The 22,132-nt window shown below is 72.1% G+C and carries 7 protein-coding genes; 1 reads left to right on the top strand and 6 read right to left on the bottom strand.

Features of this window, described 5'->3' with window-relative positions; genetic code table 11:
• The 6 genes from ABZ477_RS15480 to ABZ477_RS15505 form a co-directional block, all read right to left on the bottom strand.
• On the bottom strand, nucleotides 1-13,852 hold a 13,852-nt coding region (locus ABZ477_RS15480), incomplete at its 3' end, for a VCBS repeat-containing protein (protein WP_360134932.1).
• Between the two features lie 317 nt (nucleotides 13,853-14,169).
• Nucleotides 14,170-15,462 (bottom strand): right-handed parallel beta-helix repeat-containing protein, encoded by a 1,293-nt coding sequence (locus ABZ477_RS15485; RefSeq protein ID WP_360134935.1) that lies wholly within the window; start codon nucleotides 15,460-15,462, stop codon nucleotides 14,170-14,172.
• A gap of 265 nt (nucleotides 15,463-15,727) precedes the next feature.
• Nucleotides 15,728-16,051: a hypothetical protein gene (locus ABZ477_RS15490; protein WP_360135002.1), complete on the bottom strand. Its 324-nt coding sequence runs from the start codon at nucleotides 16,049-16,051 to the stop codon at nucleotides 15,728-15,730.
• A gap of 351 nt (nucleotides 16,052-16,402) precedes the next feature.
• Entirely contained in the window at nucleotides 16,403-17,413 is a 1,011-nt protein-coding gene (locus ABZ477_RS15495) for a LacI family DNA-binding transcriptional regulator (protein ID WP_360134938.1), read from the bottom strand.
• Complete coding sequence (locus ABZ477_RS15500) at nucleotides 17,413-19,695, bottom strand: alpha-L-arabinofuranosidase C-terminal domain-containing protein (RefSeq protein WP_360134941.1); 2,283 nt, start codon at nucleotides 19,693-19,695, stop codon at nucleotides 17,413-17,415. The genes ABZ477_RS15495 and ABZ477_RS15500 overlap by 1 nt, the downstream gene beginning before the upstream one ends.
• Nucleotides 19,696-19,699: 4 nt before the next feature.
• A complete protein-coding gene (locus ABZ477_RS15505; RefSeq protein WP_360134945.1) occupies nucleotides 19,700-21,160 on the bottom strand; it encodes an alpha-L-arabinofuranosidase C-terminal domain-containing protein in 1,461 nt (486 codons plus the stop codon).
• 120 nt (nucleotides 21,161-21,280) lie between these two features.
• Here ABZ477_RS15505 and ABZ477_RS15510 point away from each other — a divergent pair, with 120 nt between their 5' ends.
• On the top strand, nucleotides 21,281-22,129 hold the full coding sequence (locus ABZ477_RS15510) for a CPBP family intramembrane glutamic endopeptidase (protein WP_360134948.1): 849 nt from the start codon (nucleotides 21,281-21,283) through the stop codon (nucleotides 22,127-22,129).
• Nucleotides 22,130-22,132: the final 3 nt, after the last annotated feature.

The following is a 22,132-nucleotide window of genomic DNA, read 5'->3' on the forward strand; positions in this document are numbered from 1 at the left end:
CAGTGACGCGCTGCGTGCTCTTGTTCATCGCGACGGCGAAGGTCCCGCCGATCGTCACGCCCGCCGGGAGGAGCGAGCCGAGCGTCAGCGTGCCGCCGAGCGACATCGCCATGCCCTCGGGGCGGAGGAGGATGAGGCCCTCGACGCCCGCGAGGATCGGGTCGCTGCCCAGCTGAACGCTGCCGGCGCTGACGGCGATGACGGTGCGCGTCTGGCCCGCCGTGTTCGTGGACTGCTGGAAGAGCACCGACGCGGTGAGCGTGACGTCGTCGATGTGGATCGCGATGCCCTCGCCGACGAGCCGGAGGTACGGGCCCGCCTCGAGGCGCGTCGCGTCGAGGTCGGCGAGCACGACGGCCTGGTTCGAGCGGTTGATCTCGAGTCGCAGCTCCGTCGCGGCGATCGTGACGCTGCCGCCGAGCGAGATCTCGGTGCCGGTGAGCGAGAGGATGCCGGCGAGCCCGGCGGGCCCGATCTGCAGGGCGCCGTTGAAGCCGATCTCGCCGATGGGGGCGCCGAAGTCGGCGTTCGCGCTGATCGCGACATCCACGATCCTGACGCCGCCCTGCGTCCGCTGCGAGAAGGTGACGGTGCCGTCGGTGAGGAGGAAGCCGCCGATGTCGAGCGTGATGTCCTCGCCGTGGACGCTGATCCTCGACTTCAGCGGGTCGGTCGTGTCGAGTTCGATCTCGAAGTCGCCGCTCACGTCGATGCCGGGCAGGGCCACCGTCACGGTGCCGCCCACGTTGCCCACGACGCCGCCAGTGCTCGTGATCGTGAAGGTGCCGTCGCCGTCGGTCAGTGCGACGAAGTCGGTCGTGCCGTCCCCGAAAGCGGCGCGCGCGTTGCTGATCGCGATGACGGTCTGGGCGGTCGTGCCGCTGCCGGTCTGCGTGAAGCCGAAGTCGCCCGAGAGTCGCTGACCGGCGACCTCGATCGAGACGTCGGTGCCTGTGACCTGGAGGTACGGGCCGGCGGCGAGGTCCAGCACGACGGTCGTGCCGTCGAGCTCGAAGGTCCGGTCGACCTCTGGTCCGGAGTTGACGGCCACCGTGAACGTGCCGCTGAAGTGCACGCCCGGCGCGGGGATCACGAACCTGACCGTGCCGCTGACCCGGCCGGCGAGGCCCGCGGACGTCACGAGGAAGACGGCCGAGCCGTTGGTGAGCTCGACTCCCGCGGTCAGCTCGCCGCCGGCCGTCGTGGCCCCGACCGTGAGCTGGAGGGCCGAGGCGATGATGACCGTCGTCGTCGGCGCCGGCGTGCCCGCGGGAGCGCCGGCCGCGACGGGGCCGCGCACCTGCGAGAAGACGAAGACGCCCTTGAGGGTCTGCCCCGCGATCGTGATGCGCGCGGGCGCCGCGAGCGTGCCGACCTGCACCCTGATCGACGCGGCGGGAAGGACGATGCCGCCGACGGTGCGCTCGGTCGCGCCCGTGTTGATCTGGAGGCGGATGCCGCCGCACAGGACGACGTCGGTGCACAGCGTGAAGTCGGCGCCGGCGTTGAGCGTCAGGCTCGCCGTCAGCACCGCCGCAAGTCCGTCCGGGGTCAGCTCGAGCTCGCCCGCCGCGACGGTCGCGACCGCGACGCCGTCGCCGAGATTGAGCGTCAGCGGGTTGCCGCCGTCCCGCGCGGATTCGCCGAACTTGAGCCGGAGGCCGCCACCGGGGAGGGTCTCGAACGCGAACGTCCCCGTGAGGGTCTGGCCCGCGATCCCGAGGTCGAGGTCGCCGATGACGAGGATGTGCGGGGCGCCCGCCGCTCCCTCCGCGAGGGTCACGGCGTCGTCGCCCGTGCCGAGCACCTGCTCCGTCGTCGTCTCGTTGTAGTACACCCACGCCGCGCCTGCGAGCGTCACGCCCGGGATGCCGACGAGTGCGACCTCGCCGGAGATCGCCACGACGCGGCTTCCGGCGGTCCCCTTCGCGAAGCCGTTGACGTTCGTGAGGTACAGGCCCTGCGCGAAGGGGTTGACGGCGTCGCCGTCGACGAAGCCAGGGCCCTGCCCGATGAAGACCGTGAGGCCCGAGACGGTGACCTCGTCGCCGTCGACGCTCAGGCTGCCCAGGATCTCGACGAAGTCGCCGAGCTTGATCGAGCCGGAGATCGTGAGCGCGATGTACGGGCCTGTGGCGTCCGCGACCTGCTCGGTGGAGAACACGAGCGGGATCGTGATGCCGCCGACCGTGATCGTCTCGTCGACGGAGCTCGTCGTGCCGTTGTAGCGCACCGCGACAGTGGCGCCCGCCTGCAGGTCGCCTGCCGCGAGCGCGACGGCGCCCGAGAACGTGCCGGCGATGCCGCCCGTCGTGAGGAGGAAGGCCCCGACGCCGTCCGTGATGCTGAGCGGCGACTCGCCCTCGGGCGTGAGACTGACGGTCACCTCGCTGAACGCGATCGTCGTGACGCTCGTCGGGCTGCCCGAGAGGATCCGCACGCCGCCCGCGGTCGCGAGGACGAGATCGATGTCGTCGTCGGCGTCCAGGCGCCCGGCGAGGAGGTCCGTGCCCGCCGTCGCGTTGAGCAGGGACGACGACCGGAAGCCCTGCCACACGCCACCGAGGCCCCCACCCCGGTTCAGGTGCAGCAGGACACCGGTCGTCGTCGCGAGCAGAAGATCCAGCATCCCGTCGCCGTCGATGTCGACGAGGGACGCCGCCCGCGCGGAGACGGATGCTGCTCCCACGGTCGTCGGCGCGCCCAGGCCGTCCCAGCTCGTGATTCCGCCCGTCGTCGAGAAGCCCTCGTTGCGGTAGAGCTGAACGGCGGCGGCGCTTGCCGTCACGACGAGGTCGGCGAACCCGTCGCCGTCGACGTCGCCGGCCACGGCATCCGTCGCTGCGGCCGTGTTGGCGAGGGACACGGGCGAGGCGTACGCGGTCCACGACGCGCCGACTCCCCCGGCGTTGACGTACAGCGCGTGGGCGGCGGCGTCGCGCACGACGACGAGGTCGAGCTGCCCGTCGTTGGTGAAGTCCGTCAGGACGACCGCGACCGTTCCGGTGTGCGCGAGCGTCAGCGCCGCGGCGAAGCCGTCGGAGTCCTCCGCCGGAACGGATGCCGTCGCGCGGAAGACGAGGGCTCCCGCCGTCCCGCCGACGACGAGGTCGGCGCGGTTGTCGCCGTCGACGTCGCCTGCCGCGACCGAGGTCGCGCCCGCCGTCGTGAGGATGACGGGGGCGGCGAAGTCGAGGTCGGGGTCGGCGTCGGCGTTGCGACCGAGGTTCTCGAAGACGGCCGTCGTGCCGTCGCGGACGACCACGATGTCCAGGAGCGCCGAGCCGAGGACGTCGACGGCGAGGACGGCCCGGGTCGTACCGGTGCCGCCCGTGAAGGTCGCGGCGGCGGTCGCCTGGAAGAGGTCGGCGCCGGCGATGCCGAAGTGCAGCGCAGCGCCCGTCGCCGTCGCGGTGAGGAGGTCGGCTTTGCCGTCGCCGTCGACGTCGCCCGTCGCGACGGAGACGCCGCCGGTGATCGTGGCCGTGAGCAGCGTGACGCCGGGGGTCGATGTGCGGCTGAGGCGGAAGCTGCCCGAGAACGAGGGCCCGCCGGTCACGGCGAGGAGGCCGTCGGTGACGGCGACGTGCAGGAAGGGACCTGCCGGCACGTCGAGCCCGAGGTCGGTGCGGCGGACGGCGGCAGTCGTCGTGTTGATCGCGAACTCGACGTCGCCGCCCAGGGTCAGGCCGGGAAGCGTGAAGATGCCGGTCGTGCTGCCCGAGAAGGATGCCGCGACCCCGCGCGGCGTGACGAGCATCGCGCCCGACCAGTTGTGCGCCGCCGTGATGTTCACGAACGTGCCGAGCTGCAGCGTCAGGCGCTCGACGGCGAACCCGACCTCGCCGTTCGGCGTGCGGCTGATGAGGATGCGGCTCGCTCCGAGCGACTGGCCCGCGACCGTCAGCAGCGCGTCGGCCACCTCGACCTTGAGGCCCGGCCGGAGGGTGATCTCGTCCGGGTCGCCGTCGTTGAGCACGACGTCGGCCGTGCCGGAGTTGATCTGGACCGCGACGTCGCCCGAGACGGCCAGGCCCGGCACCGTGACCTCGAGGGTCGCCGAGACGGACCCGGCCATGCCGGTCGGCGTGAGCTCGAACACACCGTCGATCTCGGTCACCGTCACGAGCGGCGACGCCGCCGTGCCGAAGCGGATGACGCCGTTCTCGATCGTCAGGGTGAGGGTCGTGTCGGTCTTGACGACTTCGATGTCGCCGGCGATCGTCTGTCCGGCGACACTGATGTCGACATCCGTCCCCGCGATGCGGAGGAAGCCGGTCGCGCCGCCCGACGGGAGCGCGATCAGCAGCGTCGTGTCGCCGATCGTGAGCGTCTCATCGACCTCGGCGCTCGTCGTGTTGATCTCGAGCGAGAGCGTGCCTGCGAGCGAGACCCCCGGCACGCCCGTCAGCGCGACGGTGCCCGAGACGCGGCCCGCGATGCCCGTGCCGCCCGCCAGCACGAACATCGCCTCGCCGTTCGTCAGCGACAGCTTCGCGGAGCCCACCGCGAGCACGACGCTGACGTTGGCGAGCCCCACGCGCACGACCGTCGAGTCGTCGCCGCCGCCCGGGAGGCCGTCAGGGCCGTACGACGTCGACTGCTCGAACGCGACGTCCGCCCGGATCTCCTGCTCGAGGATCGTCAGCACGACGTTCGTCCCCGCGATCCGCAGGTACGGGCCGGCCGGCACCTCGAGGGTGACTGTTCCCGCCCCGACCCTGAGCGTCTCGGAGACGTCGGCGTCGGTCGTGTTGACCTCGAGCTCGAGCGAACCCTCGAGGCCGAACGCCGCGTCGACGTCGAGGTCGATGTCGACCGACAGCGACCCTGCGACGCCGTCCGGCGTGATGACGAACAGGCCCGTCCCGTTCTCGGCCTCGAGCGGGCCGAGCGTGAAGCCGGCGTTGGCGATGCCGATGCGGGCCACCGTCGCGCCCGCGGTCGTCGTGACCTGCTCGAACGTCACGTCGCCGTGCAGGGACTGCCCCAGGACGTCGATCTGCAGGTTCGTGCCGCCGACACGGATGAGGCCGGCGGCGAGGTCCTCCCCCAGGACCTCCTGCGCCGCCGGCGTCGTGTTGAACGAGATCGCGATCGATCCGCTGACCTCGATGTTCGGGATGCCGATCACGATGTCGACCGTGATGCTGCCGTATGCGCCCGTGGGGCCGACGACGAACTGCGCCGTCGAGCCGGCTCCGGATCCGGGCTGTGCGATCGTGACGAGCGGCGTCGAGCCGCCGAGCACGAGGCGCGTGTTGCGAAGCGTGATCGTCAGGACGTTCGCCGTGTCGACGACCTCGAGGTCGGTCTCGAGGGTCTGTCCCGCGATCGTGAGGGCGACATCCGTCCCCGCCAGGCGCAGGAACCCGGTGAGTCCGCCGGCCGGAAGCTGCAGCGCGATCGTCTCGCCGTTGATCGAGAACGATTCGTCGACCTCGCCCGCGGCGGTCGAGAACTCGACGGCGAGGTCCCCCGAGAACGACACGCCCGGGACGTCCAGCGCGAGCGCGCCGCTGATGCGGCCGGCGACGGCGGATGCGGTGCCGCCCGAGGTCAGGAGGATGAGCGCCGTGCCGTGCGAGAGGGTCAGGGCACCGCCGCCGAGGCTCAGCGCGACGTCCGTCGCGGCGATCCGGAGCACCTTCTTCGAGGTGTCCGGGAGGCCGTTCGCGCCGAGCGGCGTGACCGACTCGATCGCGACGTTCGCCGTGAGCGTCTCTGTGAGCACCGTGAGCGTCAGGCCCGTGCCCTCGAAGCGGAGGTAGGGCCCGGCCTGCAGGTCGAGGGACTGCACGGTCGTGCCGACGACGACGGATGCTGCGACACGCGCGCCGGTCGTGTTGAGGGCGAGGGTCAGCGACCCTTCGAGGCCCGCGTCGGCGCCGAGCTGCACCGAGATGTCGCCGCTGATCCGCCCCGCGATGCCGGTCGCGGTGACGATCAGGATGCCGGAGCCGTTCGTGAGCCGGACGCCGAGGTCGTCCGCGAGGTCGGTCGCCGTCGTGCCGGGCGTGCCCCCGTCGTCGCCGAGGAACAGGCCGACGTTCGCGAGGCCGATGACGGTCGTCGCTGCGCCGCCGGATGTGAGCCGCTCGACGGCGATGTCGGCGCGGATCGTCTGGCCGAGGAACGCGAGGTTCAGACCCGTGAGCGAGAAGCGGACGTACGGGCCGGCGGGGAGCGTCGTCGCGCCGACGACGGTCTCGTCGGGCGCCGTGTTGACGGCGACGGTCGCGACGACGGCGGGGTCGGGCGCGACGCCGACGCCGAGAGCGGCGATCCGGACGGAGGCGCTGAGCGTGCCCGCGATGCCGCTCGACCGCACGACGAGGCCGCCCGTGATGGCGCCGAGCTGCACGGCGTCGCCGAACGCGACCGCGCCGTTCGTGATCCCGACCGTGATGTCGGATGCCGAACGGTCGAAGCTGAACGTGCCGGTGAGGGCCTGGCCGCCGAACGCGAGCGTCGCGTCGCTCACGACGAACTCGGTGACTTCCGCAGCGGTGCCGAACTGCACGACGACGCCGGGCTCCGTGCTGCCGGGGATCTCGATCGTCTGCGAGACGGCTGCGCCGGTGTCGTTGACGCGGACGCTCGTCGTGCCGCTGATCGTGACGCCCGGCACCCCGATGAGGCTCACGGTGCCCGTCGCGACGAGTGCGTGCCCGCCGTTCATCTCGATGAGCCCGATCGTCGCTCCGGTCAGGAGCACGCCCATCGCGAGCGGGTTGAGCGCACCCGACTCGAGGAACGCGGGGCCGCGGCCGAGGAAGATCGTGAGGCCCGTCGCCGCGACGACCCGGACGGCCTGGCCGTTGATGACGGTGTCGCTGAAGGTGATGTCGCCCTCGATCGTGACGAAGTCGCCGATCGTGATGGTGAGGTCGGATGCCGAGAGGCTGAAGACGATCCCGCCCGGCGTCGCGGGTGCCGGCAGCTTGAAGGGCATGCTCGTGCCGCCCACCGTGACCGTCGTGTCGATGGGCGTGCACACGCCGCCGACGAGTCCGCACGACGTGTTGACCTGGAGCAGGACCGAGCCCGAGACCGAGACACCTCCGCCGCCCAGGCTCGCCGAGCCGGACAGGAAGCCCGCGAAGCCGTCGTCGCGGATGATGAGCGCTCCGGCGCCGCCCAAGAGCTCGGGATCCGGGCCCGTGAGGTAGGCGTCGACGCCCGTCATGGCCACGACGATCTCGACGCTCCCGTTCGGGGCCGTCGAGCGCGAGAAGGCGAACGAGCCCACGAGCCGGCCCGACGTGCCGATCTGCACGTCGAGGTCGAGGAGCTCGACCTTGAGGTACGGGCCGGCCGGTAGGTCGACGCCGCCCGCCGTGATCGGGCCGCGGGTGGTGTTGACGTCGAGCCGCACCTCGCCGACGGTCGCGTCGAAGTCGTCGATGTCGAGGACGACCGTCGCGGAGAGGCGCCCCGCGACCCCGGCGGGGGCGATGACGAACTCGCCCTCGATCTCCGAGGCGTCGACGTAGGGGCTCGCGGCCGGACCGAAGGCGAAGGCGCCCTCCGAGATCGAGACGCGGTACACGGCGGCGGTCCCCGCGACCGTGCGCTCGAACCAGATCGTCCCCTCGATCTCGACGCCAGCGACGGCGATCGTGAGCGTGTCCAGCCCGATGCGGAACGTGCTCGCGGCGATCGTGTCATGGGCTGCCGAGGCATCCGTGTTGATCTGCACCGTGAGCGACGCCGCCGTCAGTGTCACCCCTGGGATGTCGAGGGCCGGCGTGCCCGTGAAGGTCCCCCACACGCCGGCCGCCCCCACAGTCAGACTCGCCGTGATGCCCGAGAGGGTCACGGCGCCGTCTCCGAATTCGAGCGACCCCCCAGCCACCGCGATCGTCGTGACGCCTGCGGCGCTCTCGACCGTGATCGTGCCGGTCAGGCGCTGTCCCGCGACGATGAGCTCGACATCCGTCCCCGTGAGCTGCAGGTAGCTGCCGTCGCCCTCCGGGACGACGAGCGGCACGTCTGCTCCGCCGACCGAGACGCTCGTGTCGATGTCGTCGCCCGTCGTGTTGACCCGCACCGCGAGGGCGCCGGTGAACGAGACGCCGGGCAATGCGACCGTCAGAGTTCCGCTGAGGGATGCCGCGATCCCGGCGGCCGTCACGAGCAGTGCCCCGGTGGCCCCCGTGACCGAGAGCACCGTCGTGGCGGCCGCCGAGAAGAGGAGCGAGCCGTGGGCGAGGCCCGCGCGGAGGACGACGGCGCCTGCCCCGTCGACGCCGCGCTCGAACGTCACGTCGGCGGAGAGCTCCTGCCCGGCGACCGAGACGGTCGTGCCCTTCGCCTCGATCCGCAGGTAGGGACCCGCTGGGATCGGGCCGACCGCCGCGGCACCCGTGTTGAGGACGATCTCGACGCCCGACGCGAAGGCGAAATCGTCGATCTCGCTCGTGATGGTCGCGGCTATGCGGCCCGCGACGCCCGTCGACGCGATCGTGAGATCGCCCTCGACGTCTTCCAGCGCGATGAGGTCGGTGGACCCGCTCGTGATGGCGAACGATCCGCCGGAGACGGTGATGCGGGTCTGGGTCACGCCGTCCGACGTCGTGCGGGCGACCGCCAGTTCGTCGAAGGTGATCGACTGACCGACGAGCGTGAGGCTGATGTCCGTGCCCGTCACCGAGACGGATTCGCTGCCCGCGACGGTGCTGATGTCGAGGTCGAGGCCGCCTTCGAAGGCGAAGCCCGGGACCGCCACGGTGAGCGTGCCGGAAAGCGTCCCGGTGACTCCCATCGCGTCCTTCGTGAGCTCGCCGTCGCCCGTGAAGCGCGCGACCTCGGCGACGCCGTCGCCGAACCGGAGCGTGAGGTCGCTCACGGTGATCGTGAAGCCGTCGGCCTGCTCGACGAAGGCGAGATCGCCCGTCATCGACTGGCCGAGGATGACGATCGAAAGACCCGTGCCGCTGAACGAGCCGAGCTCGCCCGCCGTGAAGGCCACCGTCACATCGCCCGAGCCGTCGGCGAGCGCCACCGTCTGCGAGACGACGCCCGGGAAGCCGTTGACCCGCACCCGCATCGTGCCGCCGAAGCTCACGTCCGCCCAGCCGGTCGCCGAGACCGTGCCGAGCGCGTCGACCGCGATGTGCGTGCCGGCGCTGCCGGACTCGACGTACAGGCCGATGACGGCGTTCGAGACGGTGAGCCCGCCGCCGAGGTCGACCGTGAGTCCCCGGGCCGCGACCGCCACGGCCGTCGTCCCGGCAGCGGTGTCGACATCCAGCCGTCCCGCGAGCGTCGCGGTCAGCAGGCCCGTCGCGACGACCGTCGCGCTCAGCGAGCCCTTCACGCCCGTGTCGTCGAGGACGAGCGAGCCCGACCCGTCGGCCAGGACGACGCTCTGGTCGTCGCCCGAGGCGAGCGTCGTCTGCAGCCCGGTCAGCGCGAGGATCGTCGTGTCGGCCGAGTGCGTGACGCGGACGGCGCCCGTGAGACTCGTCCCCTCGATGTCAAGCGCGAGATCGGCGGTCAGCGCGACGCCGGCCGATCCGCTGTACCCGAGGTTCGCGTTCGTGAGGCTGAGGTCCGACCCGACCGCGGCGACGGTGACGGTGCCGCCGGTCAGCTGGAAGTCGACGTCACCCGTGTCGTCGCGCGACGTGAGTTTCAGCGAGCCGCCGGTGACCTCGACGCGACCGCCGAGGCTCGCCGAGACGGCGGATGCCGTGATCGTGAGGTCGCTGCCGGACTGGCTCAGCACGGCCTCGGCGGCCGCGAGCGAGACGATCTCGGAGCCGCCCGACGATACCGTGATGCCGAAGGTCGTGTCGGCGCCGACGGGTCCGAGCTCGAGGACGAGCGTCCCCGCATCGAGCGTCGCGTCGTTCGTCAGCGTGTACGTCGCTGTGACGGCGGCGCTCCCGGCGATCCGCAGCGCACCGACGGTCAGGTCGATCGTGAGGCCCGCCGTGAAGCTCGCAGAGCCCGTGTACGGAGCCGTCGGCGAGACCGAGGTGATCGTGAGCGAGATGCCCGTCAGCTTCAGGGCGTCGCCGAGGCTGTAGTCGCCGAGGTTCTGCTGGAACGAGTTGTTCGTGAGGTACGACTGGAGCTGCTGGACGATGAGCCCGAGGAGCCCGTCGAGGGGGGACCCGGCGACGTAGTCCGAGAAGTGCGGGAGAACGGCCGTGACGGTCCCGGTGCCGGCGTCGACGGTCGTCGCGATGGCCTGGAGCGAGCCGTCCGGCGCGACGTACCAGATGCGCGAACCGGGAGCGGCGGCGCCGACGGCGATCGTGAGAACCGGGTCGACGAGGAACGTCGCGATCTCGGCGCCGGTGCGGGCGTCGAAGGCGCGGAGGCTGTAGACGTCCGAGGTCGTGAGGAGTCCGGGGACGATGCCGTCGCGGGCCGTGATGACGACCCAGGCGTCGGCGGGGACAGCGCCCGCGGCGAAGCGGAGAGTGGCGCGTCCCAGCGAGACGGTGCCGCCCGTGGCGGCGGAGATGAGAACCGCACCGGCAGGCGGCGTGATCGCCGGCGTCTGCGCGGGGTTCGAGAGGGTGAGGGTCGCGGTCTTGTCGAGGAGAGTGACCGCGGCGTCGAGGCGGATGGAGGTCGTCGAGTCGCTGCCGGATGCCGGAGGCCCGCGGCCCGCCTGGATCAGCACGTCGTCCCCCGCGAAGACGGGGCTGTTGACGTCGACGATCGCGAAGCGCCGCGCGAGCGGAACCGTGAAGACGGGGTCGACCGAGAGGTCCTTGGCGCCGCCCGTCGTGCTCGAGCCGCCCACCGTGGCGGACAGCGTCACGGGGCCGCCCGAGCGCAGCGGCGCGGTCCCGAGCACGGAGCCGAGCGTCGTCGTCGCCGAGCTCAGGAGCACTGTCGCGGCGAAGCCCGCGACGGGCGCGATCGCGAGGGCGCTGATCGCCGCCGCGGCCCCGGGGGCACCGCCCAGCGCGGCGATGAGCCGGACCGCGGTGGCGGGAGTCGTCACGGCGGACCGCGCCACGGTGGCGACGGTGTCGGACCGTCCCGTCGACTCGAGCGTCACGGCTCCCCGGGCCGTCGCCGCCCGGTCGAGGATCACCCGGACGTCGTGGACTCCGAGGACGAGGGCGGCGCCGGTGCCGACGGCGCGCGCGACCGCCCGCTGGTCCGCGACGAGCTTCAGGTCGCCCGCGAGGGCGAGCGGCGCGCCGGATGCGGCCGTCGCCGAGGTGTCGGCGGAGGACGACACGAGCGCCCAGCCCAGCCCGCCGTCGGCGGTCGCCTCGTGGCGGGTCGTCGCGGTGAGCGCGAGATCGACGGCGCCTGCGAGCCCCGCGCCGCGCGCGATGGCGCTTCCCGCGACATCGCGCACGACGAACGCCGCGACCCCGCCGTCGGGTCCGGTCGTGGTCGCGGCGGCGTCGAGGCCGGAGTCGGCGGCGATCGTGACGTCGGTCGCGTCGACGTCGAGCGTCGCGCCGGCGGCGATCCGTGCGATCGTCTCGACGAACGCGCGGCCGATCGCGATGGAGCCGGCGCCGGATGCCGCTTCCAGCGCGCGGGACGTGAGTGCGGACGAGCCCGTCCCCGGGCCCCGTACGCCGGATGCCGACACGCTCAGGGCGCCGTCGGCGGTCGCGGTGAGGACGAGCTGCGCAGCCGAGATGCGCTGCCGTCCGTCGAGGATCGCGTGGGTCAGGCGGGCGATGTCGATCTCGGCGAGGGCGACCCCCGTCTCGTTCGTGGAGACGGCCGCGCCGGAGGCGGAGTTGCGTGCTTCGATGCGCACGGTGCGGGGCGACGCGATGACCGAGTCGCCGCCCACTCGTGTGACGGCGGACGACGAGCCCGCGGCGAAGGCCGAGGGTCCCGACGCCGAGAGCTCCGCGGCGGAGTCGCTCACGATGTGGACATCCCCGCTCGCCTGGATGGTCGAGTCCATCACGGTGACGGTCGCGCTCGAGGTCGCCTTCGAGCCCGCGGCGGCCGCCTCGGCGCTCAGCGTCACGTCGCCGCCCGCGATCGTCGCACCGTCGACGGTGACGGATGCCGCGGCATCCGTCTTCCCCTCGCCGGTGTCGCTCGCCGCGAGCGTGACGTCGCCGTCGCCGTCGGCGCCGCGCGTGTCGATGACAGCACCCTCCGCGACCGTGACGCTGCGTCCCTCGACCGTGAGATCGGCGCCGGGAGTCGTCACGGTGCCGGAGATCGTGATCGAGCCGGTCGCCTCGATGAGCGCAGCGAGCCGCGGTGCGAGGAACGACAGGCTCGCGAGGAGCGTGTCGATGCGGAGGCGCCCGGCGAGGCCCGTGAGCGATCCGTGGGCGATGCCCGTGACGCGCAGGAAGTCCGCCGCGCCGTCGATCGCGAGGGCCAGGCCGACGATGCCGCTCAGGTCGACGGTGAACTGCGCGGAACCGTCCGCGCCGCGCACGACGACGGACGTGAGACCCGCGGCCTCGACTGTGATCGAGGCGCCCCTGCCGGGTGTGAACACGATCCGGCCGTCACGGAGGCGGAGGCTGCCCTGCGCGGCGTCGGCCGCTGTGAGCGTGAGGATCGCGGTGCCGTCCGCGACGGACCACCCGGTGCCGGCGATGGACGGGGTTGCCCCGGCGTCGGAGCCGGTGGGCTCGTCGGCGGGCGCCGCCTCAGGCGCCTCGGCGGGGGCCGGCTCCTCGGAAGCAGGCTCGGTCGGGGCCGGCTCGGCCGGAGTGGCCTCGACGGGCGCGGGGTCGGCCGAAGCCGGCTCGGCGGGAGCGGGCTCGACGGGCGCCGGCTCGACGGGAGCGGGCTCGACGGGCGCCGGCTCGACGGGCGCCGGCGCGGGCTCGGGCGCCGGGAGCGCCGAGGCGTCGACGCCCCACGACTCGCCGGGCTCGAGGTACTCGTCCATGAGGCCCGAGCCGTGGCCGGCGCCAAGCGCGTGGCCGATCTCGTGCCGGACGACCGTCAGGAGGTCCATCCGCGACCAGCCCCAGCCGGCCGCGTCGGCGTCGATGACGATCGAGCGGCCCGAGCTCTGGCCGAGGGTCGCGTCCGGGAAAGCCCCGATGGAGGCGGAGATCCCGGACACATCAGCTCCCGCGGCCGCCCACTCGCCGGATGCCTGCGAGACTGCCGCGGCGAGGGCGCCGTCGGTCAGTCCCTGCTCTGGGCCGACCGGGTCAGCCGGGAGGCTTCCCGCCGTCATCGCCTGCGCGCCGGTCGGGGTGGGCGTCGGGGTCGGCGTGGGAGTCGTGGAGGGTGTGGATGTGGATGTGGGTGAGGGTGTGGGTGTGGGCGTCGGAGTCGGCGTCGTGACGCCGACGCCGTTGTCGCCCGAGATCGACGCGTTCCCGTTCTCCATGGGGCACGAGATCGACGCCGGCTGGCCGTTGGTGCCGCCGACCGTCGTGCACTGGCTGGTCGAGAGCGCCTTCGCCAGGGCCGCGAGGGCCTCCTGCAGCCGGGCGTCGGCCTCGGCCTGCGCCTGCGCGGCCTGCTGCGCGGCGACGACCTGCTGGACGTAGGCGGCCTGCTGCGCCTGGCGCAGGCCGGCGAGTCGCTGCTGTTCGCGTTGCTGCGCGCGCACGCGCTCCTCCTCAGCGGCGAACATCGCGTCGAGGACGGCCCGGGCCTCGTCATGCGAGAGGGTGTCGACCACGATGACGCGGGCGTCGCGGAGCGGGATGACGACGGGCGGCTCGGTCGGCTCGGGCGCCGGGGTCTCCGCAGCGGGCGGGGCGGTGGCCGGTGCGGGCACGGGGTCGGGCGCGGCGTACGCGGGGACCGCGCCCATCGTGACGACGAGCGCCGCCGTCACGAGGCTCGCGATGCCCGCTGCGATGCTGCCGTGGAAGGAGCGGATGCCGAGCCCCGAGCGCTCGTGGGCGCGCCGAGGCGCCACCCCTCGATCCGTCTCCGACGTGGACACCTGCACCCCTGGCCCCAGGTCTGCGCGGGGAGATGGGAACCCCCGAAACATCGATCCCACCCCGAACCGCGGCCGACAGGGCCTGAGTATTGCACCGAACCTGCGCCGTGTACAGACTCTTGTTCTTCGACTCGTTGTCCGGTCTGAGCCCGACCCGAGAACGTGCCCCACGGCGACTCGGCTAACCGTCTCGGCATGTGACCTCGACCACCGGCCTGGGCTTTGACGGCCTATCAGCCCAGGTCAGCGGCTATATTCCGAGCTGCGCATGATCGGCGTGCCGCGCGGGCTCACGAGGCGCCGCGAGCCACCGCGCAGCTGTTCTCGTGCAGCGTCGGCGCCGCCGTGTCCGAGATGACGATGCCGTACGGCACGTTCTCGCATACGGTGCCGCCGATGGATCCGCCCGACGCACCGCCGTAGATGACGGCGGCCGCACTCGACCCGCTGATGCGCAGACCCTCGATCGTCGGGGTGGCCGAGGCATCCGTCTGAACGCCGACGGAACCCCCCGAGACGGTGCTGGAGAGCAGGATCGGGGTCGACGAGCCCGAGGCCGCGACGCCGATCGCGTTGTCGGCGAAGGTGCTGTCGCTGATCGAGCCGCTCGAGCTGTCGAGGAAGAGGACCCCGACCTGACCGTTGCCGGAGAACGTCGCGGACTCGATGCTCACGCGGTGCCCTCCCGCGACGGCGACCCCTGCCCAGGCGTTGCGCTCGAAGACGGAGTCCGTGATCTCCAGCGTGGTCCCACGGCCCGACCCCTGATCGGCCTCGGCCGAGAGATAGACGCCGGCGCCGCCGACCCCGTCGGCGTCCGCCTTCGCTCCCGCGACGCGCACGCCCGTGAGCGCGACGGCCGACGACGGGCCCGCGACGATGCCGGACGCGGGCTGGTCGCCGACGACCTCGATCGTCAGGTTCTCGAGGCGCACCTGGCGGCCAGTCGCGATGATGATCGCGGCATCGCCCGAGTCGGACCGGACGGTCGTGGCGTCCCGCCCGGCGCCGCGCAGAGTCACGCCCTCGAGGAGGACGAGCGTCCCCTCCACGTCGAGGGCGCCCTCAGGGAGCACGATCGTCGAGCCCTCGGCCGCCACTGCGACGGCCTCGTGGAGGTCCTCGCCCTCCGGCAGCTCCCACTCGCCCGCATCCTGCCGGACCGTCCCGAGCAGCGATGCCGAGATCCGCTTCCAGACGGCTGTCGCGATCGGACCGCCCGGCTCGACCCCGGCGAGCCCGGCCTCCAGCCCGGCGGTGAAGTCGTCGGGATCGCAGCCGAGGCGATCGCGCGTCTCGCGGGCGGCGGTGACAGCATCCGCGAGCGCGTCGCCCGTCTCGGCTCCCGGCGTCGCGTTCGGAGAGGGCACGGGCGTCGGTGCGCTCTGGTCGGCGACAAGCGGTGACTCGTAGCCGGCGACGAGCTCGTCGACGGCGGCGATGATGTCGTCGACGGCCGCGGCGCATTCGGCCGCGACGGCTGCAGACGTGTCGCTCGGCGTCGGCTCGGACTCAGGCCCGGCGGTGCACGCCGTGAGCGCGGCGGCGATCGCGAGGACGGCTGCGGCGCGCGCGACGATCACACGCGGAGCCTAGCGCCACCCATCGCCGCCGCCGCTGCTCGACGGGCGACGAGCGCCCAGGTCAGGTGCACCGCACGGCGGCTGCCCGGCCGATCCGGACCGGAAACGAACAGCGGCCCCCGGCCGGCTTGGGGATGCGCCTGGGGAAGCGCCCGACCGGGGACCTGCTCGATATTTTCACACATCCGTCCCGCCGCCTAGCGCGTTTCACAGGCCGTAACGCGGCATTCAGCAGGCTCCGAGTCGGAGGAACCCGGCGCGCTGATCACATGGGGGCCTCACCGCGACGACGAGAGCGCTTCGCGGTGAGCGTGATGCCGGCCGACGTGTTGGCCGACTCGGCGAGCTCGCTTATCCAGGCGCGGTCGAGCGCGGGCGGCTCGTCCCCGTCGAAGACGAACAGGAGCGGGATCGAGGGATTGAGCCACACCGTGCTCCGGGAGCGCGGCTCGTCGTCGGAGTGATGCCACGACAGGGTGAAGCTCTCGTTGCGTCGCAGCTTGGTCGCGACGACGACCTTCAGGTGGGCGAGCGCTTCATCCTCGATCTCGATCGGCGTGTCCCAGCCGCCGTAGTACATCAAGCCCATCCGCATCCCCGCTTCTCACCGAGCCCCGACCGGTCGGTGAGACCGGGGTCACGGCCGACGCTATCCCGTCCGCATGAGACTGCTGTGAGAACGAGTCGCCCCGCGCAGCGACGGTCCCCTGAGCGCGCCCGGCTGGCACTGCAGAGGTCTTGTCCCCCTGCTGAGGAGCATCCCCCGATCTCTCTCCTCCGCTGCGGGACAACTCCTCACGAAGCCGCACCTTGGCCCTGAGCACGGGCGGCGCGGAGTGCAGAGGTCTTGTCCCCCTGCTGAGGAGCATCCCCCGATCTCCCTCCTCCGCTGCAGGACAACTCCTCACGAAGCCGCACCTGAACGGGCGCCCGCGGCGGGTCAGGATGCTGTCGACTCGCGCTCGACGAGCCGCACCGCTCCCGTGAAGGTCCGGTAGTCGTCCGCTGCGCGCAGGCCCTCGATGCGGTCGGCGATCATCGAGATGACAGCATCCGCCATCACCGCGTGGTCGGGGGCGACCGACGTGAGCGACGGAGAGAGGAAGGATGCGAGGGGCACGTCGTCGAACCCCACGACCTTCACGTCCTGCGGGACGCGGAGCCCGCGGTCGGTCAGCGCCCGGAGCGCGCCGATCGCGACGACGTCGGTCGCGCAGAAGAGGCCGTCGAGGCCGTCGAGCTCGTCGAAGAGCGCGGATGCCGTCTCGCGGCCGCCCTCGAACGTCAGGTCGGTCGGGCGCACCACGCCGTTGTCCGCGGCCAGCCCCGCCTCCGCGAGGCCGCTGAGGAATCCGCGGGCGCGCAGCGTCGTGAGGTCGATCTCGTCGGGGCCGCCGATCCGTCCGCCGATCATCGCGACGCGGCGGCAGCCGCGCTCGGCGAGGTGCCCCGCGGCGAGCGCTCCACCCTCCTCGTTGGCCATCAGGACATGGTCGAGCGGCTCGGCGAACGAGCGCTCGCCGAGCACCACGATGGGGAAGTCGCCGCGCAGGAGACCCGCGTCGTCGTCGTGCAGCTGCACGGCGCTGAGGATCAGGCCGTCGTAGCTGCGCAGCCGGGACCGCGCGATCGAGTCGAGCTCGCGATCGCGACGCGCGGCGGTCTGCTCGACGAGGAGGTCGTAGCCGCGGGCCGCCGCGCGCTCGATGAGCAGCGTCGCGAGCAGCCCGAAGTACGGCCGGTCCACCTCGGGGACGGCGAGCACGATGACGCCCGTGCGGCCCTGACGCAGGCTCCGCGCCGTCGTGTTGACGTGGTAGCCGAGCTCGGCGATCGCCGCGAGCACCTTCGCGCGCGTCGCCGCCCGGACGTGCGGCTGCTCGTTGACGACGTTCGAGACGGTCATGACCGAGACGCCGGCATGCCGCGCGACGTCCTGCATCGTGACCATCAGCGCGATCCGATCACCGCGACCGCGAGCGACCACGGCGGCAGGTCGAGCGACCCGTCCGCTGCGACGGCCACTTCGACGGGGAGGACAGGGGATGCTGTGAAGCTCGCGCCTTCGTCGGGTCCGGCGCCGGCGAGCACGGTGGCATGCCCCGCGCAGCGCGCACCGTCGGGCAGCACGAGACGCGCGGCACGAGGCGTGCCGGTCGCGTTGACGATCCGGACGACGTGCTCGGTCTGGTCGCCCGCGCCTCGGACGGCGGCGCCCACGACGACGCGGTGCTCGGGACGCAGGTCCTGCGCGTAGTCGTGCTGCAGGACCTCGTCGATCCACACCCGCACGTGCGGTCCCTCGAGCTCGACGCGGACGCGGATCGGCTCGCCCGTCACGACGCTGCGCCACGGCGTGGGCCCGTCGTCGTCGTTGCCGATGCCGTCGTCATAGCGGTTCACGACGGTCTCGAGGCCCGTCCAGTTCGGGATCAGCAGTTCGAGCCGGCTCTCGAGAGCCTCTCCCCCGAGCTGCACGGCCAGGCCCTTGTCGCCCGCTCGGCGCACCGCCGTGAAGGCGAGCGCCGCAGCCGACGGCCGGATGTCGCCGAACGTCACGATAGCGCCGTCGGCGGCCGTCCGCACCGGCTCGAGCGGCACGCCGTCCAGCGCGAGGTCGGACAGCTCGAACTCCGCTCCGGGCGACGCGATCCGGACCGAGCCGGACTCGGGGAGCACCACCGAGACCGGCTCGGCGCCCTCCACGGACGCCGCGACGAGGCGCTCGCCGCGCTCCTGCGAGAAGAGCTGCTGCACGTAATACGAGGCGCTGGGAAGCACCCGGTCGGCGTCGAAGTAGATGAGGTCGGGCTCCCACTGCGTGCCGCCGACTCGGGCGAGCAGCGGCGCGTACGACGCGAGCCGCACGACGTCGCTGTTGCGCTCCATCCCGATCATGAAGGCGGCTTCGGCCAGTGCGGAGCGGACGGTGTTGGTGCGCGCCGCGTACTCGCCGAAGTAGACGCCCGGCTCGTCCCGCGCGTACTCCGCATACCGGTCCACGTTCTGGTGGAACCACCGTGGCGTGCGATACGCGTGCTCATCCACGATCGAGACGCCGCGCTCGCGCGCGAACGCCCAGCCGTCCTCCCAGTCGCGGCCGAACGGCGCCGGCCCCACGGTGCCGATCACCGTGAGCTCCGGGTGCGCGGCGCGGACAGCATCCTCCAGCTGCGCGTAGCGCTCGCGGAAGTCGTCGGTGATGGCATCCTCGTTGCCGATGCCGAGGTAGCGCAGGCCGAACGGCTCGGGATGCCCCATCCCGGCGCGCACCGAGCCCCAGGCGCTGTCGGCCGGACCGTCGGCGAACTCGACGAGGTCGAGGACGTCCTGCACATAGGCCGGCATGTCGGCAGCGGGGATCGCCTTGGGGCCGCCGCGCGTGTTCTGGCAGCAGACGCCCGCCGCGAGGATCGGCATCGGGGTCGCCCCGAGGAGCTCGCACAGCTCGAAGAACTCGAAGTACCCGATCTGCCGCGACTGGTGGTAGCCCCAGAGGTTCGGGATCTGCTCGCGCTCGTGGCGCGGCCCGATCGTGGGCTTCCACGTGTACATGTTCGCCAGCCCCAGGCCGTGCGCGACGCAGCCGCCGGGGAAGCGCACGAAGCTCGGGCGCAGCTCGGCGAGCGCCTCGACGAGGTCGGGCCGGAACGTCAGCGACGCCCCGTCCGGCCCCGCCGGGCGCAGCGAGATCGCGTCGAGCTCGACCGTGAGGCCCTCCGGGATCTCGATCGCGAGCACGCCGCGGCCGTCGACCCGACCGCGAAGCGAGACCGTGAGCTCGTTCCAGCCGCCCGGGGGCACTTCGAGCGCAGCATCCGCCAGCTCCGCACCTCCGCCGAGCACCGACGCCCGGAGAGACCCCTCGCCGAACACGCGCCACGCGCAGAGCGACAGGACGTGCGATCGCCCCTGCTCGACGCCGACGCCGTCCCATCCCTCGTTGACGAGTCGGACCGGCCCGACCGCGCGCACATAGGTGCGGTTGTTCGGGTGGATCGGGTCCTCGTGCCGCAGCGCGACCGACCCGGCACCCTCGACCGTCCACGCCGTGAGCGGGCCCCACTCGGGGTGGTCCAGCGGCGTGAACTCGAAGTCGCCGTTGCGCACGAGCTCTGCGTTGAGGCCGCCGTCGAGGCTCGTGTTGATGTCCTCGAAGAAGAGGCCCCAGAGGTCCGGTGCGACGTCGACTCCCGTCTCGCCGCCGATCCGGATGACCAGTTCCTCGCTCATCGGATCACTCCGCGTGCGCGACCCGCACCGTCGCGACGGAGGCCGGCGGCAGCGTGAACCGGACGCGACTGCCGTCGACGCGTACGTCGAGGCCCTGGAGCGCGACCTCCTCGGGGCGCTCGAAGGTGTTGTGCGAGTTGGCCCGAGCCCCCGTGAGGATCTGCGCGCGCAGGACGTCGGTCGCAGCCCCCGGCAGCTCGAAGTCCGCCTCGAGCTCACGACCGAGGCCCCAGTTCGTCGCGCTGATCGTGAGCGCGCCGTGCTTGCGCGAGACGGTGAAGTCGCCCTCCGTGCCGAGCGCGCCCGGCGTCGTGCCGGCGGCGACGGGCGTCGCGACGAACTCGGCGTCCTGGTGATCCGTGTACAGGTCGAAGACGTGGTACGTCGGCGTCTTGACGAGGTTCGCGCCGTCGGTGAGGAGCATCGCCTGCAGCACGTTGACCATCTGCGCGATGTTCGTCATGCGCACGCGGTCGGCATGGCGGTGGAACGCGTTGAGGTTCAACGCCGCCACGACAGCATCCCGGACCGTGTTCTGCTGGTAGAGGAAGCCCGGGTTCGTGCCCGGCTCGACGTCGTACCACGTGCCCCACTCGTCGACGATGAGGCCGACGCGCTTGGCGGGATCGTACTTGTCCATGATCGCGCCGTGGCGGCGGAGGAGCTCCTCGATGCGCCGCGTCTGGCGGATCGTCTCATACCAGGCGTAGTCGTCGAAGTCGGTCGCCGAGCCCTTCCCGTTCCACTCCCCCGTCGGGATCGTGTAGTAGTGCAGGCTCAGGCCGTCCATGTGCTCGGCCGCGCGGGCCATGAGGACGTCGGTCCACTCGAAGTCGTCGGAGTTCGCGCCGCACGCGATCTTCGTGATGGGCGCGTCGCCATACTGCCGCACGTAGGTCTGGAACTTCCGGTACTCGTTGGCGTAGTGCAGCGGCAGCATGTTGCCGCCGCATCCCCAGCTCTCGTTCCCGACGCCGAAGAACTCGACCTTCCATGGCTGCTCGCGACCGTGGCGCTTGCGCAGCTCGGCCATGGGCGCCGTGCTGTCGAGCGTCATGTACTCGATCCAGTCGTGCATCTCGGCGACGGTGCCGCTGCCGACGTTGCCGTTGATGTAGGCCTCGGCGTCGAGCTGGTTGAGCAGCTCGAAGTACTCGTGCGTGCCGAACTCGTTCGACTCCACGACGCCGCCCCAGTGCGTGTTGACCATGGCCTGGCGCTCGGGCCCGACTCCCTTGAGCCAGTGGTACTCGTCGGCGAAGCATCCGCCCGGCCAGCGCACGAGCGGCACCTTGATGTGGCGGAGCGCGTCGACGACGTCCGTCCGGATGCCGTTCTTGTTGGGGATGCTGGAATCATCGCCGACCCACACCCCTTCGTAGATGCAGCGGCCGAGGTGCTCTGCGAACTGGCCGTAGATGCGGCGGTCGATGCGGTGGGCGGAGTCGGAGGGGATGGCGATCATCGGCGTCTCTCTCGAAGCGGGAAGCGGACTTGTAACGTTACAGGACATGGCCTCGACAGGCCAGACCTGATCTTCGATAGCGTCGATCGAGGGCGGCGGGCGCCCGGTCGGGGGACGCACATGACCGAGCAGGCGACATCAGGTTGGCGGCGGTTCTGGAACCGCGGCGGTGGCTGGAAGGCCCTGCTGCTCGCGGCTGTGTACTACGCGCTGTACCAGCTCATGTCGATCTTCCTCGTGGGCCCGCTGTTCAGCTCCGTGTGGGGCGAGCAGGGCAGCGCCGAGTACGTCTTCTTCGCGGTGACGCTGCCGATCGTGCTCGCGGGCGTCCTGCTCGTGGTCTTCGGGCTGTCGATCGGCTGGCTGCGCGAGCTGTTCGGACCTCAGCCGATCCGCGGGCGCGAATGGATGTGGATCGCCGTCGTCGCGGTGCTCCTCTTCAACGTCCTGCGATTCGCCGCGATCGACTACGCCGAGGCGGGGTTCGCCGTCGTCGCGTCATGGCTGCTGGCCGGCCTCGCGATCGGCTTCGCGGAGGAGACGCTGACGCGCGGCTACGTCGTCGACCTCATGCGCCGCGCCGGCCACGGCGAGTTCGCCGTCGCGCTCGTCTCGGCCGGGATCTTCGCGGCCCTGCATGCGGGCAACCTGCTGACGGGCCAGGACCTCGTGCCGACCCTGCTCCAGCTGGTCTACACGTTCTGCTTCGGCATCTGCATGTACTTGACGCTGCGCGTGACCGGGAGCCTCATCTGGCCGATCCTGCTGCACGCGTCGACCGACCCGAGCATCTTCCTGCTGACGCTCCACCCGAGCCAGAGCCCGCTGACCCCGATAGCGGGCTTGGGCAATTTCGCCGTGATCGGCACAGGCCTCGTGCTGATGTGGTTCATCCGCGGGAAGGTGGCGCCCACGGAGCCGGACGGCCTGCCCGAGTCCGCGACCCGGCGCGACGTGCCGCGGAGCTAGCCG

The organism is Microbacterium sp. NPDC019599, assembly GCF_040632175.1.
Classification (GTDB): Bacteria; Actinomycetota; Actinomycetes; order Actinomycetales; family Microbacteriaceae; genus Microbacterium.